The organism is Thermogemmata fonticola (assembly GCF_013694095.1).
Lineage (GTDB): Bacteria > Planctomycetota > Planctomycetia > Gemmatales > Gemmataceae > Thermogemmata > Thermogemmata fonticola.
Genome location: NZ_JACEFB010000004.1, coordinates 201,857 through 217,478 on the forward strand (window position 1 = coordinate 201,857; position 15,622 = coordinate 217,478).

The following is a 15,622-nucleotide window of genomic DNA, read 5'->3' on the forward strand; positions in this document are numbered from 1 at the left end:
TGACATAAAATAAAGTCTCGCAACCTACGGCGGGTTGTGGGTGACCCTTCTCCTTTCCACCGTTCCATCTCTGGAGACCTGGTCATGACACGGATTTCGTCGAAGCCGGCCCCTGCCGCGCTGGGCATTCTGTTGGTTGGTCTGACCGCAAGCGTGGCTTTAGTTCCCTCAGGCGATTCGTTGGCTCAACCGCCCGGTTCCCTCCGAACGAGCGGCCAGGCGCGGGAGGCCCAAGTCCCCCTGGCTTCGGACTTGGCTCTCATTCCCCCCCACGCGTTTGCTCTGGTGCACGTTCAGGCCGCGGCCATCTGGAAACACGAGCGCATGGCCCCTCTGCGGAACATCGTGCTCAAAGCCGGTCCGGAAGCGTTGCAGCGTCTCGACACTCTCTTTGTCCCCAAAATCTCCACTTTGGACCGCATCAGTGTCTGCCTTCTGGAGGAAGAGCGTCAGGATGGAGAAGTCCGGGAGCCGTTGCTCTACGTGATCCTCCGCTTCCGGGAAGCGTTTGATCCTCAGGAGGTGGTGCGGGCTTACATTCCCGCCGCGGCTGCCGTCCGTCTGGAAGGGGGCCGGACTGTCTACCGCAGCGAGGCCGACCCTATCGAGTTGTGGTTCCCCGACCGCCAGCATATTGTCGTCGGCCAGGTTCAGAAGATGCCGCTGCTATGGGCCAAGCCGGAGGGACGGGATCATCCCTGGCACGCGATTCTGCGTCAGGCTGAACGGAATCACGTCACCGTGGCGGTCCACATGGCCTCTCTGCCGATTCCTGAGCACGTCCGGCGCGAGATTCCCCCGCCGTTCCAGCCGCTTTTGAAGATGCGGACCGTGGTCGGCGCGCTGCAATTGGCCGACAAAATCAGCCTCGATGTCACGGCCGAGTTCGGAACCGCAGTGGCAGCTCAAGAGGCAGAAAAAGCCTTGCAAGCCTTGTGCGAGCTAGGCCGCCAACAACTGGCCTTGTTCGCCAAGGAGATGGAACAGCAACTGTTCGATCCGAAGCGCCAACCGCCGCTGCCCCTTTCCGAGCTGCCCAACACCGCCGGAGCCGTGGTCATGTTGGGCATGCTCAAGACGGTCGACGAGTGGCTGGCCAAACCCCAGGAGTGGATCAAGCGGGAGGAAAGCCGCCTCTACACCCGCGTCCAACTCGAGGACATCAACCAGTGGACCAACGTAGTGAGTCTCGGCATGGGTTTGCTGGTGCCGGCGGTGCAGAGGGTCCGGGAGGCTGCCAGCCGGTTGTCTTCGCAGAACAACCTCAAACAGATCGCTCTGGCTTGCCACAACTTCCACGATGTGCACGGCCATTTACCCCAGGATATTGTGGACAAAAACGGCAAACCGCTGCTGAGCTGGCGCGTCGCCATCTTACCCTACATCGAACAGGAGGCCCTTTATAAACAATTCAAGCTGGATGAACCCTGGGACAGCGAGCACAACAAAAAGCTGATCGAGCAGATGCCCAAGATTTACGTATCCCCCAGCCTGCCTCAGTTCCCCGGCTTGACTTACTACAAGGGGTTCTCCGGTCCGGGAGCCGTCTTTGAAACCGGCAAGAAGATCAAACTCCAAGCTATAACGGATGGCTTGTCCAACACTATTTTGGTGATCGAAGCCGGTCCGCCGGTGCCCTGGACGAAGCCCGAAGACATTCCCTTCGATCCCAAAAAGCCGCTGCCCCCGTTGCAACCGCTGCCCCGCGAGACCCAGACCAACGCCGCGCTCTGCGATGGCTCGATCCGCGTCCTGGACTTGAAAAAGATCGGGGAGAAAAGGTTACGCCTGCTGATCCAGCGTGACGACGGCCAACCCATCGATTTCGACTTCGAGTGATCGCTGGCGACTTCGAGCGAGGGGGTATGGCTGCCCTGGAGCAGGTGGATGGGTGGAGCTTGACTGTCTCTCACCACCTGATCCAGGTTTAGGTGTGTACCGGCATGCAGACCTGAGTGAGCAGGTGCTCGCATTTTTGCTGGATGAGGTCGGCGAGATTGGGCAGGGGCACGCCTTCCGGCAGGCTTTCGCGCAAGGCGGCGAGCCAGCGGGGGAAGGCGTAAATCTGGGCCAGGGTGTCGAGGGAGGCAGGTTCCAAGCGGGCCAGGTGCCCCCGCTGCTCGGCTTCGCTCCAGAGTTTTTTGCTTCGTCCGGTCAGGGAGAGGTCGTCTTCGGGGCGCAGCAGGACGAGCAGGTCCAGGGGCGGGGGTTGTTGGTCGAAGAGGCTGAATTTGATTTCCAGTTCGCGCGGTTTGCCCGCCCCCCGTGCGAGGAACAGTCCCACGGCCACCTTCCAGGGCTGGCCATCCTTGCAGGCCCAGTATCCCAGGGAGACAACGCCGTAGGTGGGATGATCGCTGAAGACATATTCGGGCACCACATGTTGCAGGCGCCAGGGTCCGACTTTGACCCCATGTTCCAGGCAGTGGGCGAGGAATTGTCCCAGGGCGGCTTGCAATTCGCGGGTGGCGCCCGTGAGTGCCCCTTCCGGTTCGAGTTGGCGGCGGGCGGTGCGGTGTTCCTGGTCCCACAGTTCGGCCATCATCTGGGGGGTCAGGGTGGTGCGGGCGGCAGACGGAACCGGTTCCGGGCAGGATGCCACAGGGATGGCCGCCGGGACTTCCCCCGGTGCAGGGGGAACCGTGGCGGTGGAGCTAGCCGCCTCCGCCGGCGGGATCGGCGACTCTGCCGGCGCTTCATCCCCGCAGGCCGGAGCGGATTCCGCTGGGATTTCAATCACGTCGACCTGGCGGAGGGTCACACCGGCGGCCGTCGCTTCATTCTCCACCGCTTCCAGGGTCGAAGTGATCCGAGAGGGAGGGGGGGAACCCGCTTCCCACTCCGCCGGGCCATAGACCAGATGGTCGTAAAGATGGCGGCACTGCTGGAGCATGTCGCGCAGGGTCGGTTCGGTCCGGGCGATGCGCTGGACCTGCTCTTCACGGAAGGGGAAGATGTCGGAGAGGACCTCTTCCGGCGGCAACTCCGCATGGCAGGGGCGCAGGCGGGCAGCGATGACCTGGCGGACCAACTCCGGCGGCGGCGCTTCCAAGCGCACGGCGGAAACCGTCCCGTAACCGGCCACGTGCACCGGATGGGTCAGGCGATCCTGAATGTAGCCGTCCAGCGAGGGGACAAAGCGGTTCCACAAGCCGCGCTCCGCGAAGATGAGGAAGCAGAGGCCATCCAACTGATGCAGGACCTGGACGATACCAGCGAAGAAGGCTTCGGCCGTCCGGTGGACATCGTCGCCACGGCGGACCAGGAGCAAGTCTTCCAACTGATCGAAGGCCACCACGACCGGGATGTGCAGGGAGGCGAACAGGTCCATCAGCACTTTGAACAGGGCCAGCACCAGGTCCTGGCGGGTCGGGCGGACGTGGAACTCCAGCTCCGCAAAACCGTAGGTGAGGAAGTTCGCCAATTCGGCTTCATCCCGGCGGAGGATGGCATGGGCGAAGCCGCGAAGGATGAAGCGGCGCATCAAGCCGGCGGGGTTGCGCGGATCGCCTTCGTTACGGAAGTGGTCGAAGAGTGGAAGCAGGCGCTCCGGTTCCACGCCAGTTTGGTGGAGCAGGGCGAGCAGGGAAGGCGGCGCCAGGAACGGGGGGGCCTGTTCGGCGGCTTGCAAGCCTTCGAGCAACTGGTGCCGCCGCTGGCGGGCTTGGGCCAGTCCCCAACCCAAGCGCCGGCCCCAGCGCCCCAAGCCTCCCGCAGGGAACAGGTCCAGCAGGGCGTTATCCGGAAGTTGCGGCAGGGTCTGGAGCAGGGCCTGACGCAGCAGACGCTCCCCAATGTACTCCAGAGGCCGAAGCCCTTTCTGTCGTCCGCCGCCCAGCAGAGTGTCCAGAATCTGAAACAACAGATACTCCAGGAAGTCGCATTCCCGCTGGTACACTCCCGGAGTGACGAGCAACTGCCATTGTCCTCCTTCGCCGTGTTTGATGGAGTGCAGTAAGTGGGTTTTGCCCGCTCCTTTGTTGCCGAGCACCGGCACCACTTCGGAATGCAACCGCGGTTGATAGCGGTACTGGTCGATGATGGCGTGGAGCAACTGCCGCTCCTCGGCAAAGAGTTCCGGGACGTGATAGCGGGCGCAGACTTCGTCGTCGGGATTGCGGGCGAAGTAGTTGCGGAAGGGGTTGCCGAGCCGTTGCAGAATGCGGCGGGTCGGCTCCGAGAGAGCAGGCGGATCGGCAGCAACGCTTCGGGTCATGGCTGGTTCTCCGGGAAAGCCAAGGCAGGGGCGAGAGTCGATGTCAAGGGGGCAGCGCCAGCGACGGCGGCCGGAGGCGGGTTCCCTGCTTCACGAACGGGAGGCGGGTTCCCTGCTTCACGAATAGGGCGGGCAGCAGCCGAGGTGGGAGTGCACGGGCGGAGGCTGGCGTAATAGGCGACACCGTGACCGGCGAGGAGAGCGTAAGCCGGTTCCGGCAAGGCGTAGAGGGGGCCGGTCCAGGGATGCAAGGCCAGCGCCTGGCGTGCCTGCAAACGGCGCAGGGCATCGTGGAACAAGCCGATACTTAGCGCCCGGCGCTGGGACACCGCCCGGAACAGCTCCGGCAAGGGGCAATCGGCCCCACCCTGGCGGGACCATTCCGCCAGAGCGTGCAGGATCGCTTCCGCCGCCGCTATCTCCGCAGTGGCCGCTCCGGACGAATCGGGAGGCTCCTGAAGCGAAACGCTGCGTTCCGGCGAAGATATGCCACGATCCAGCGGCGGAGGCGTATTGCGGCTCGGTTGGGCTGGCAGCGGCGGTGCACTCGCGGCGAGCCAGCGGTTCAGGGCCTGCCGCAGTTCCTGCAATTCCTCCTGGAGCCGCTGAGCGGCACTGAGCCATTCCGCGACGAGGGCCGTCCGCTTTTCGACCACCCGCAGGAAATCTTCGAGGACCTGACGGGGCTGGGCTTCCTGGAGCAGGCGTTGCCAGCCGCGGTCGCTGAGGGTGTAGCGCTCCGAGGCCGCGGTTCCCGCGCCGGCGGCACGGGAGGGGGGAACGAGTTGCAGCCAATTCTCGGCCAGGCATTTTTGCGCCGCGGTGCGCCCCGCTTTGCTGGCGGGAAACAACCCCCCTTCCCCCTGGCGGGAAGGAAACAGAGGCAGGCCGCCGGGATGGGCAGCCGCCCGGCTCAAAGCGGCGGTGATCAGGTGCGTGAGTGCATCGGCCACAACGGTGCGTCCTTGCAGGGTCCCTCAAACCGGGCGTATGCTAACCATAGCTCGGATCGCCTTGCAAGCCCGATCCCCACAGGGCAAGATGACGATCCCTCGCCTCGGTGGCACAACGATCCCCGCCCGCTTGGGCTTCCAGTTGTGGGAGGATTTCCGATGTCTCTCCGGCTCCCGCCTCGATGGTCGCCTTGCATTCTCGGCAGCCCGCCGGCTTGGACCTGGCTGCTGCTCTTCCTCACTCTGGCCTTAGGGAGCAAGCCGGTCTTGGCCCAACCCCCTGCTCTCCTCGCCCTTCAGCCGGTCCCTTCCGCTCAGCCGCCCGCGCCATCCGCTGGCCAACCGCCCGCACCACCCGCTGCCCCACCGGCTGCCCAGCCACCCCTCCCCTTACCCACCGATCCGGCCGCCTTTGACCGCCTGGTGGTCGATACCCTGCGCGATGTCCACAACCTCGGAGCGGAGCTGTACAACAACTCCCGCGATTACGCCGGCACCTACCGCCTCTACCACGGCGCCCTGCTCACCGTGCGACCGCTGTTGTCCCATCGGCCCCCTGTCCAGCAGCGCATCGATCTGGGACTGCAAGAGGTGGAACGGGAACCCACCCTGGCCCATAAAGCCTTCCGCCTCCATGTGGTCATCGAGGACGTGCGCAGCGAATTGAAGAAGACGGCATCCGCACCCAAACCCCCGGAAAAGAAACCCCAGGACAAACCACCGCTACCCCCGGAAAAGAAACCCCAGGACAAACCACCGCTACCCCCGGAGAAAAAATCTCCTCCTCCGCCGCCGGAGAACAAACTGCCGCCTTTACCCGTGGCCCCACCCCCACGACCGGCCCTGAAGTGAAACGGCTTCGCCCCGCTAGCTTCCCCCTCCTCCCTCTTCCGCCCTGTTGGATGGAATCTGCCTTCCACCAACCCCACAGACCATCGGCTAGCACCGCGGAGGCACGGTGAGATCAGGGGGTTTCCCCTGACCCAGTCGAGCGCTCCTGGCTTCCCCCCCTGAAAAGAGAACGGTCTTTTTCCTCGGCGTCCGGTCCTGCGGTGCTAGCGGGATGACATGCGGATTCCCTGCGGTGCTAGCGGGATGACACGGCGGAATCTTCGGCCACGGCTGCCGGAGCGGGCGGCGGTGTCGCGGGAAGGAGAGGTTCGATCCGCAGGTCATCACAGTAGGCGACGCCGACGGCGGTGAGGGCGACGGTCAAGGCGAGGCGTCCATCGGCGGGGACGCGGCGGTAGAGATGGAAACGCTTCCAGTGGGGCTGGTAATGGAGGCGTAGGGCTAGGGGTTCGCCCGCGGCGTCGTCGTAGAAGAGCAGGCCGTCAGCGGAGCCGGTCAGAGGCTGGGGAATGCAGAAGGCGCCGCTGATGCGGACCAACGTGCCAGGGGGCAGAGTCACCGCGGGGCTATCCACAGCGAGGAAGGTACGCTCCAGGGGTGCGGGGGCGGGTTCGGAGCGCTCCGGGGCGGCGGCTTCCACCCGGCGGCGGACTTCCAAGCGCAGGACGGAGCGGCCCACGGCCACAGGAGGGGTTGGCTCAGCCTCTCCCGCACTCAGGGGGGGCAGGCGGCTCGGCTTGAACAGCCCCACCGTCAAGGGTGCGGGACGGCTCGGCGGAGAAGCCGGCTTGGCGCGGACCGTTTCGGCGGGAACAATCCCGGCTGCGGCTTCTACCCGGTCGGTCGTTCCAAAACGGGCGGACCAGCCAGGCATGGCCGACACGGGCGCCCCAGACGGCGGCAAAGTGGCCAACTCAAACTGCCCAGAAGGAAGCCGGTTGTCTCCGATTCGGGCGTTCTGCACGGCACGGGCCAGGTGCCAGTGCTTGGGCAAGGTGGCAAAACTGACGACGTAGGGACTAGCGGTTGGTACATCGAGACTGCTGGCCGCTTGCCGCCAGTGGGCGTGCATGAGCACCCGTAGCGGCCGCAGGGCGCGCTGGGCCTCGCGGAAGGCTTTATCGTACAGCTCCGCGGAATAGTGCCGCCGGGCCTCGGCATAGAAGCGGGCCGACTGGAGGAACAGCTCCTCGCTGTCGCGCACTCTGGCTCCCAGGGCTTGCAGTTGCTCGTGGACTTGGCGCACCTTGTCGTAGCTGACCGCCGCCTGATCCATCGCCCAGCGGGCAGCCAGCCGGCCATATTTGCGGACGTAATCCTGCCACCAGGCCACCAAGCCGAGGCGGTCGCTGGTGAAGACGATCGGCGTGACCAGGTCGAATTCGTGGAGGGTCAGTTCGGTCCCTCCCACGACTTTGCGGGTGTGATGGGCCAGGCATTCGACGCCGGCGGGGGTGATCCGCCAGGGGTCCGCCCCTTCTGGCACCAAGGGCACCACCACGGTCAAGGCCGCCACTGCTCCCTGTTCCGGGACGTATTGAGTTGCGGGACCGAACCAAATGGGGAGCACAATCAGGCCGCGTTCGGAACGAATCAGTGCCGCTTGCACCTGGGGATGGCTGGTCTTGAGCCACTGCGTGCGCTGGGTATCTCGTGGGGCGAGCAGCACGGGACTGAGCATATCGAGTTCACAATTGAGGATGGCCAGGGCCTGCAAGCGGTCGCGGCCATGATGCGAATCGGCCAGGAAGCGGTCAGACCAGAAGCCCAGTCCTTGGCAGCCGCAGGCCACGGCGATGTAGGCCAGCAGGCGGACTTGTTCCGGTTGCGGTCCCAGAGGCAACGCTGCTTCGCCGCTGCCCGGCTCTGGCGCCTCCAGGACGGACTCCAGATACCAGTCCGGCAGGTGGTTCTGCACCCAGGTCCAGAAGACGGCGCGGTGGGCGGTCAATTCCCGGCGTTGGGCCAGCCAGTCGCGGTAGCCGCTCAGTTCCAGCGAGGTGAACAGCGGCCAGCGGTGGGCACCCACGACATCGACCAGGGCGGAATAGCCGGCGAAGCTGTCCCAGGCATCCACCCCTTGCGGCCGGCGCGGATCGATGGCCCGCACCGCCTGATGGGTGCGCTCCACCCGTTCGTAGTCGGCCCGGCTGCGACCGCCGCCCAGATCGTAAAAGAGCACATCCGCCTCGCTGAAGCGGCGCAGGGCCGGACTCAACTCCGACACCGCACGTTCCACCACCGGCCCCCCCTCTGCTTCTTCGCGGGCCGGAGCCAACGGCAGGGTCGCAATCACCAGCCAGCCTTCCCGTTCCGCCTCGGCGAGCAATTCGGTAGCCGCATCAGGGGGCAGCCAAAGGGTGTCAAACCCGGCTTGCCGCAAGACGTGAAGGGGCGTGCCAGTATAACGAATGGCCCGGAAGAAAAACGGTTTGCCATCGACCAGCAACTGCCCTCCGCTCTGCTCGACCAGCCGCGCCCGCCGCCAGCGGCTGCCGCCCCCTCGACCGGTCATCTGAGCAGCCCCTTTCTCCACCTGCCGGGAGGCATCCACCGGACCAATGTCCAAATCGTCGATCCACAGTTCCAGCGGGCCGGGACCGGTGTACACGTTGAGGATCAAGCGGTCGATGTACGCCCCTTGGGGGTTGACTGTGCGGCCAATACGCGCCTGCAAAATTGGCAACTGCCGGGATAACAGGCGGGGCACATCCTGCAATTTCAACGGCCACCACCGCCGCGACCGCTCCGCCGGATACGTATCCCCCTGGAGCAGCAAGGTGAGCGGCGTCTGAGGATTGGCCGGGTCCGGTTCCTTGGGGAAGACCACCCGTGCCCGCAACTGGATGCCGCCGCGCGTCGCTTTCACCCACACCGTCGCAGAGAGCAACTCCGTCACCAAGGCCGGCGGCGTCTCGTAATACCAGTGAATGTACGCCGTCTCCCCTGTACCTGCTTCCGCGACCAGCTTGATATGCTCGCTCGACGGCTGACTGTGAAATGCCACACGCGAGATGTCATGCTCCAGGACATCCACCCGCACATTGGCTTCCCCCCGCTGCCAGGCCGTCTGGCGGCCGCTGAATTGATGCCGGTGGATCTGCTCCGCCTGCACAGGCCAGACTGCTACCGCCAGCGCCAGCAGGACCAACACCGCTCCCCGCCCCAGCCCGGACCGCTGGAGCCATCGCGGAACCTGCCTTCGCACGCGCCCAGCCATCGTCCCGTCCTCCTCCCCCCACCGCCTATACCCACAACTTCGGATCGGGGAAAGGGCAACATGACCGTTCCCACGGAAGCTGCCGAGGGACCGGTTGGGTCCCCGGACTCTGACCCAATTCACGCCAAGGGACCAAAGAGCGGGAAGCAAACAAGGAAGGACGACTGGGCAAAGCCGGCAGGGTTGGCCGCGCAGTCCCGGCTCTGAGAGCCACGGCCGGCTCTCGGAGGAAGTCTACCCCCGCAGGGAAGGCAGTTCCCTGGTCTACCGCCCTCACGGCGTCCAGCGAGGGGAACGAATCGGTGCAGAGAACTGTTTTCAGCGCGGCCAGAGGAGATGGGAGAGGCGGTCAGCTTCCCTCTTCGGCCTCAGCGGCCCGCTGGCGATAAATCTCGATGGCTTTGCGGAAGGTTTTCTCTGCTTCAGGCCGTTCTTCGGGTTTGATGTGGTCGGCCCGCATGCGCCAGAGTTGCTCGATGACCCCGGCGCACCACAAAGCGCTGGCCCGGCTGGCCCGGATCGGCTTCCCTCCCACCAAAACCTCCACGGGATTGGTGTGCATCTGGGGGAGATGCCGCAGGGCCACCCAGGAGCTTTTGCGAATCGGCACTTCCCATTCCACCTCATGGACCTGATCGTCGGCGGGGACTTCCTGACGTGCTGCCACCTGGCCGTTGACCACCAGCTCCACCAACCGCGTTTTCCCCTGGGGAACGGCCGCTCCCGGAGCAGTTCCGAGCGCCACTTCGCTGCCGAAGGCGACCTTGGCCCGAATTCGCACCTTGCCGGGGGAGTTCAGTTGGACGGTGCCGAAGCCGGGAGCCACACCATTGACCGTAAACTCCAGGGCGTGGGCATAACCATCCGAGACGTAGGAGCGCCCCTTGGCCAGGTGGGCGCACCACTGGGCGAAGTCCAGGGCTTCGATCTTGCCCATCTGCACATAGACGCGTCCCTGGCCCACCCGGCTGCCGGAGATGCAGGGGAAGTCAGTTTCCCCGGAGATTTTCAGCGGGAAGCCGCTGTTGAGAATGTGGTACCAGCAGTTCCACTCCGGAATCCGGTCGGTGTCCATCGCACTGAGGAAGTCGCACACTCCCATCGCGGTGGTAACGCAGACTTCCTGGGCGCCGATGCCGTCCATCTGGGGAATGTTGAGATTGGGCAGTTGCCGCAGGGTGCGCCGGGTGCTTTGCAGCAATTCCTCCGCCGTGAGTCGGCCATCCTGATCGCGGTCGATGGCGGCAAAGGGTTCCGGCAGAGGTAACAAACCCTGGCGGGCTTCCTCCGGGCTGACCTGCTGATCCCGATTCGTGTCGAGGGCGGCGAGCAGCCGACGGGCGGCTTGTTCCGGCTGGACTCCCAAACCGCTGGCGGAGTGGGCATAACCGGTCACCGCTCCCTGGGCTTTGGCCCAGCGCATCAAGGGGGTCGTCCAGCTCGGCCAGCCTTTGTACTTGGTTCCTTCGGAACCGGGGTAGGTCTGGTCCTGGAGATTGAGCAGGCAGACATGCCCCAGGGCTTGGGAGCCGAAACCGGAGACTTCCACGTCATACTTGAGGATGGTGAACGGTTCGCTGCGGGACCAGGGGCGTGCCTCGAAGAACTGCCGCTGATACTCGTAGCAGGGTCCCCAGGTCAGGCAGCAGCCGACATTGAGGCCTTCCCCTTTGACGTGCAGGAACATGTCCTGCGGCAGGACCCCTTCGGTCGGATTGGTGTAGTGGGCACAGCCCGCCGCGTGAATGTGATGGTCCCCGCTGTACCAGCCCCAGGCCGCCGGGTGAATCCACCGCTCCAGGGTGAAGCTCAATTCCACCGGCCCCTTGTCGGGAATGACAATCCGCTGACGCTTGAGGCGGTACTCCGGTCCGCGGCCGTATTCCACCTCGAACTCGCCGGGCGGCAGCAGGACGGTTCCTCCATCCGCTCGGTAAATCTGCCGCTGGAAGAAAAAGTCCGGGGCAAGCCGCTTGGGCTGCGGGGGATAGACATGCCCCCATTTATCGGTGAAGGTGAAGCGGCCCACGGTAGGCGTGCCATCGAAGTCGCGGACCTTCAAGCGCACCTCGATAGCCGGGCGGACCTCGAAGAGGATCGGCACTTCCCCACGGAAGCCCAAATCCTGGGTCCCCTGGCCCACGTCGAAGGCCAGGGTCGCCTCTCGTTGGCCAGCATCACGGGAGTAGATCAAGGCAATGACATATTCCACCCCCAAGCCGCTAAGCTGTCCGGTCATCGGCGGCGAGCGGAACATTTCTACCTGCAAAAAGCGGCGCACAATGTTCGGGTCCGCCTTGGGGTCCCGCTGCTGGCGCCCCGGATCGCTGTACACCGGTCCGGCCTGAGGACTGCTGATGTTGAGCGGCTTTTTGACAGTGCTCTCATTGATGACCTTGATCAACACGGGGGTGTATCCCGCTTGCTGGAGCCGGGCCGACGCCGGTCCGCGGGCGGCCTTGACCCGCGACTCCGGATTGAGCGTCACCACCACGAGCACCTGCTGGTCCAGAATCTCCTGGATTCGGCGGGCATCCTGCGCTTGCACGGCCTGGCGCAGCGACCGGGCGGTGGCAGCCTCCAGCGGCGCGCCGAGAAATTCCAGCGCCTGCATGAGCCGTTCCACATTCGCCGCCAACGGCTGGCCTTCCACCGCCACCACCGGCGGCCCCTCTGCTCCCCGCAGCGGCACCGCCAGCACCAGCACCACACCGGCGGCCAATCCCATACGACTACGGCAGACCATGACCCTTCCTCCTTTCCGAATGACCGCGGCATCCACCAACCCGATTGTCCCAGTACAGGGAGGATGCTCCTGAACTTTTCCTTCCGGCGGACGGCAGCACGGGAGGCATCCTCGGCGATAGCACGGGAAGCATCCGCAGGGCAGGATGTTATTATCCCACCAGAGCGGCAGGGTTTTGTCCAATGAAAAATACCGCAATCCCCGCTTACCTCAAAGCGGCAAGGAGTCTTACGGAGCTTGCATCCTCAAAGATAGCCGGCAATAATACGACCGGTTTCCTTATCGAAACTCCAGGAGTTCGCGATGAACAACCTGTGCCCAGCCTGTGGAGCAGCTTACAACATCCGACCTACCGATGTCGGCCGAAAGGTCCGGTGCAAACGTTGCGGGGCGGCTCTTGTGGTCGCCCCGGAAGGTCTGGTCGCGGAAGCGGCAGCCGGGGCTGCCCCTACTGACCCCAGTGCGGTTTCCCCGCCAGTTCCAAGTGCCGATCCGCCGCCTGCTCCGGCCCCAGCGGAAGCCTACATGGAGATACCGGTCCCCTCCCTCGTGGCATCACCGTATCAGCGGCCCTATCCTCCCAACAACTTCCTGGCTGCCATCGGCGGAATACCCACCGTGCTGTTTGCCCTGGGCGTCTTCTTCGTGATCCTGTTCACCTTTATGACGCCAATCGGAGAGGCTGCCACGCGGCGCGCCCAGGCCCGTGTGGACCTGCTCAAATGGGAGCAAGATTTGGAAATACGGCGTCTCAAAGATAAAGACATCGAGAAGGCGGCCAAAATTGCCGAGAGTTACCTCCCCAAACTGGTGGAAGCCAGTAGCAGCGCCGAATATACCCGCATCAGCAACATCCGTTCCCAGTGGTACGATCGATATGGCCAGTTGCTGGGTTTTTTGCTGCTGGCCTTCGGCTGCATCGGCTATTTGCGGACGGAGCAGCCATTGGTCTTGCGGATCGTCGCCGCCGTGACCCTTAGCTTCATGCTCATGGTGATCTTCGTACTGGGTGTATCGGGAGGATGCAATAGCACCCCTGTGGCAAAGATGCCTTCCCCTCCCAAGCTCCCCTTCCCCCCGGATTGACCAATCCCTATTGCCGCGGTGCCGTTCCCCTTCCCGCCGGGATGGAGGCCAGGATGTCGACGTGAGGGAGCCAGCATGGGGGGATGACGGCTGGGACTGGCAAGTCCCCGTGCCGTTCGTATAACGAAGCTACTATGCCTGAGACACACTCTCTGGTTCCGAAGTATCGCCGGGTGCTGCTCAAGCTCAGCGGGGAGGCTCTCGGTTACGGAGGCAGCCGCCTGGGGATCAATCTCGATGAAGTGCGGCACATGGCGGTCCAGTTGCAGCGGGTGCATCAGCGCGGGGTGCAACTAGCCGTGGTCGTGGGCGGGGGCAACCTGCTGCGGGGCGCTCAATTCACCGCAGGTGGCGATACCATCAAGCCGGCCACCGCTCACTACATGGGCATGCTCGCCACCGTCATGAACGGCCTGGCCTTGCAAGATACTCTGGAGTCCCTGGGACTGGAAACCCGCCTCCTATCGGCCATCCGCATGGAGACAGTGGCCGAACCCTTCATCCGCCGCCGAGCTTTGCGCCACCTGGAGAAAGGCCGCATCGTCATCCTCGCCGCCGGAACTGGCAATCCCTTCGTCACCACCGACACCGCCGCGGCCCTCCGCGGGACGGAGTTGGAAGTGGACATCGTCCTCAAAGCCACGCGGGTCGATGGCGTTTACTCCGCCGACCCCGAACTGGACCCCAACGCCGTCAAGTATGACCACCTCACCTACGAACAGGTCATCCGGGACGGCCTGCGGGTCATGGACATCGCCGCCTTCGAGATGTGCCGCCAAGCCTCCTTGCCCATCCTCATTTTCAACTACAAACAGGAAGGAGCCATCGAACGCGCCATCGCCGGCCACCGCATCGGAACCCTCATCAGCGCCTAAGAGTATCCCCTCACTCCGTCAGCTCGACGCTGTTCGAGCCGCAACTTCTCCTCGTGACCTCCGCCGGGACTCCTTCCCTGGCCCTTCCTTTGCCGAAGAGCAAGTGATCCCTTTTGGAAACTGCCTCGCGGCAGGAAAACGGAATGCCAAAAGAGGAAGGCCGAAAGAGGAAAAAAAGCGAACCGATTGCTGTGGTCCGGGATCATTTCTTGGAGACAACGCCAGTGGCGAAAGAAAAGGGAGCGCAACGATGGGAGCGAACCATTCAGAACTTCGGAGCTTCCTTAGAAAAGGGAGCCTTAGCAGGGATTGCGACTCCGCGAGGCGATCGACGCTCTGATGACGGCCTCGTGCTCAGAACGTCCTGGGGTCGTGCCGCGGTGAATCCAAAGGTATCCTAACGGAGGAACAGTTATGAGTTATCTTTTGGGCTTGCTGGTGCTGGTGTACGTCATCCTCTGCATTGCTCATGAGATCATCCGCCTGCTGAAAGACCTGTTTTGCTCCTGCTGAAAGACTTGTTTTGACGCTGAGCTACCGAACTGCTATCCGTCCAGTTCCATCCCTACCGCCGCCGGTGAAAACCGCAATTCACCGGATTTTTTCTCCCGGATCGATTCTCCGAGCGCTACCTACTCCGTGAGCCGCCCTGCGGGCAGAGGGGGCGCCTCCTTCCCATGGCCCGATCTCCCCAATCTTCATCTCCCAATCCCCCTCGCCCTACGGCCCATTCCACCGCCTGACCCAACTGGCCGATCTTCAGCCATTCCAACAACCGACCCAACCGGGTGCATGACCGACCCACCCCGGTTGGCTTGAAGAATCGATCCCAATCCGTGGAATGCTCTCTGCCGGTTTCTGTCCTCGAAGTCTGCACTGAGCTGGGGAAGAGAGCCGTTTTCCAGCGGCGGGTTTCGGCATCTTTCCTTCCCTGGCCTGGCTTGGGATAATCATGATGAGGCCACCTGGTGGAGGTGGGATTCCGGGAGCGTGCATTCTCAGGCAAGCGGGATAGCAGGGGAAAGCTATGACCACTCAGGAAATTCTCAAGGACGCGGAAACGCGGATGGAAAAGGCCTTGGAGGTGTTCCGCAACGATTTGAAGGGCTTGCGCACCGGGCGGGCGTCGCCCCATCTGCTGGACCCCTTGCGGGTGGATTACTACGGCAGCCCGACGCCGATCAAGAACATCGCCTCGATCACCTGTCCGGATGCGGCCACGATCGTCATCAAGCCGTACCAGGCGGAGATGCTCAAGGACATCGAGAAGGCGATCCGGGCGAGCGATCTGGGGCTGGCCCCCAACAACGACGGCAAGGTGATCCGCCTGAGCCTGCCGCCGATGAGCGGGGAACAGCGCAAGAAGCTGGTCCAGCAGATCAAAAAGCAAGCGGAAGCCGCCAAGGTCGCCTGCCGCAACATCCGCCGGGATAGCAACAAGCATTTCGACGATGCCGAAAAGAACAAGCTCATGACAGAAGATGAACGGGATCGTGGCAAGGCCAAGATTCAAGACCTGCTCAAGTCTTACGAAGCCAAAATCGACGAACTGGCAGCGAAAAAGGAAAAGGAAGTGATGGAACAGTAGAATAACCCTTTAATAGGGGAGCTGTTCCGCCGAAAATCCCGGAGTTCCCGGCAGGAGAGGACTCCGCGGAGGAGCGTTCTCTGCCT

The 15,622-nt window shown here is 63.7% G+C and carries 9 protein-coding genes; 5 read left to right on the forward strand and 4 right to left on the reverse strand.

Annotation, left to right across the window (positions count from 1 at the left end):
* Positions 1-84 precede the first annotated feature (84 nt).
* Positions 85-1,839 carry a DUF1559 family PulG-like putative transporter gene (locus H0921_RS17860; protein WP_228499229.1) on the forward strand — a complete coding sequence of 585 codons (1,755 nt, stop codon included), beginning with the start codon at positions 85-87 and terminating at the stop codon, positions 1,837-1,839.
* Positions 1,840-1,927: 88 nt separating this feature from the next.
* Here H0921_RS17860 and H0921_RS08190 read toward each other — a convergent pair whose 3' ends face one another.
* Both H0921_RS08190 and H0921_RS08195 read right to left on the reverse strand, forming a co-directional pair.
* On the reverse strand, positions 1,928-4,216 hold the full coding sequence (locus tag H0921_RS08190) for a hypothetical protein (protein WP_194537561.1): 2,289 nt from the start codon (positions 4,214-4,216) through the stop codon (positions 1,928-1,930).
* A complete protein-coding gene (locus H0921_RS08195) occupies positions 4,213-5,169 on the reverse strand; it encodes a hypothetical protein (RefSeq protein WP_194537562.1) in 957 nt (318 codons plus the stop codon). The genes H0921_RS08190 and H0921_RS08195 overlap by 4 nt, the downstream gene beginning before the upstream one ends.
* A 159-nt stretch (positions 5,170-5,328) precedes the next feature.
* Here H0921_RS08195 and H0921_RS08200 point away from each other — a divergent pair, with 159 nt between their 5' ends.
* Entirely contained in the window at positions 5,329-6,021 is a 693-nt protein-coding gene (locus H0921_RS08200; protein ID WP_194537563.1) for a hypothetical protein, read from the forward strand.
* 235 nt (positions 6,022-6,256) lie between these two features.
* On the opposite strand, the gene H0921_RS08205 is transcribed toward H0921_RS08200, so the two are convergent.
* Positions 6,257-9,241 carry a hypothetical protein gene (locus tag H0921_RS08205; RefSeq protein WP_194537564.1) on the reverse strand — a complete coding sequence of 995 codons (2,985 nt, stop codon included), beginning with the start codon at positions 9,239-9,241 and terminating at the stop codon, positions 6,257-6,259.
* Between the two features lie 349 nt (positions 9,242-9,590).
* Positions 9,591-11,987, reverse strand: a complete 2,397-nt coding sequence (locus H0921_RS08210; protein WP_194537565.1) for a CehA/McbA family metallohydrolase — start codon at positions 11,985-11,987, stop codon at positions 9,591-9,593.
* A gap of 303 nt (positions 11,988-12,290) precedes the next feature.
* Here H0921_RS08210 and H0921_RS08215 point away from each other — a divergent pair, with 303 nt between their 5' ends.
* From H0921_RS08215 to frr, 3 genes are all read left to right on the forward strand, one after another.
* Complete coding sequence (locus tag H0921_RS08215) at positions 12,291-13,073, forward strand: MJ0042-type zinc finger domain-containing protein (RefSeq protein ID WP_194537566.1); 783 nt, start codon at positions 12,291-12,293, stop codon at positions 13,071-13,073.
* Between the two features lie 134 nt (positions 13,074-13,207).
* Positions 13,208-13,948, forward strand: a complete 741-nt coding sequence (gene pyrH, locus H0921_RS08220) for a UMP kinase (protein WP_194537567.1) — start codon at positions 13,208-13,210, stop codon at positions 13,946-13,948.
* Between the two features lie 1,027 nt (positions 13,949-14,975).
* On the forward strand, positions 14,976-15,536 hold the full coding sequence (gene frr / locus H0921_RS08225; protein WP_194537568.1) for a ribosome recycling factor: 561 nt from the start codon (positions 14,976-14,978) through the stop codon (positions 15,534-15,536).
* The last annotated feature ends 86 nt before the right edge of the window (positions 15,537-15,622 follow it).